General features: G+C 54.7%; 1 pseudogene. It reads left to right on the top strand.

The window, feature by feature from the left end:
• Nucleotides 1-80 precede the first annotated feature (80 nt).
• Nucleotides 81-976 (top strand): annotated as a pseudogene (locus RMB13_RS00595) (Ig-like domain-containing protein); the annotation flags it as partial.

The following is a 976-nucleotide window of genomic DNA, read 5'->3' as shown; positions in this document are numbered from 1 at the left end:
CGGCAACTGACCCTGCAGGCAATGCAGGAACAGATACTGCAGTGGTGACGATTGATACCACCGCACCAAATGCACCGCTACTTGATCCAATCAATGCAACCGATCCAGTCAGCGGTACAGCAGAAGCGGGTTCAACCGTGACTGTTAGCTTCCCTGATGGCACGACTGCAACCGTAGTGGCAGGCACAGATGGCAGCTGGTCAGTACCAAACCCAGGTAACCTGGTGGATGGCGATACAGTCACGGCAACAGCCACTGACCCTGCAGGCAATACCTCATTGCCAGGCACCGGTACAGTCTCTGCCGACATCACAGCTCCTGTGGTTGCGCTTGATGATGTATTAACCAATGACAGCACGCCAGCGCTCACCGGTACAGTCAATGACCCAACAGCAACTGTAGTTGTGAATGTGGATGGTGTTGACTACCCGGCGACGAACAATGGCGACGGCACCTGGACGCTTGCAGACAATACCTTGCCTGCGTTAACAGATGGTCCACACACCATTACCGTGACGGCAACTGACCCTGCAGGCAATGCAGGAACAGATACTGCAGTGGTGACGATTGATACCACCGCACCAAATGCACCGCTACTTGATCCAATCAATGCAACCGATCCAGTCAGCGGTACAGCAGAAGCGGGTTCAACCGTAACTGTCAGCTTCCCTGATGGCACGACTGCAACTGTAGTGGCAGGCACAGATGGCAGCTGGTCAGTACCAAACCCAGGTAACCTGGTGGATGGCGATACAGTAACGGCAACAGCCACTGACCCTGCAGGCAATACCTCATTGCCAGGCACCGGTACAGTCTCTGCCGACATCACAGCCCCTGTGGTTGCGCTTGATGATGTACTCACCAACGACAGCACCCCAGCGCTCACTGGTACAGTCAATGATCCAACAGCAACTGTGGTTGTGAATGTGGATGGTGTTGACTACCCAGCAGTGAACAATGGCGATGGCACCTGGAC

It is taken from the genome of Acinetobacter sp. V102_4 (assembly GCF_031799005.1).
Taxonomy (GTDB): domain Bacteria; phylum Pseudomonadota; class Gammaproteobacteria; order Pseudomonadales; family Moraxellaceae; genus Acinetobacter; species Acinetobacter calcoaceticus.
This window is presented reverse-complemented; position numbering and strand designations above follow the sequence as displayed.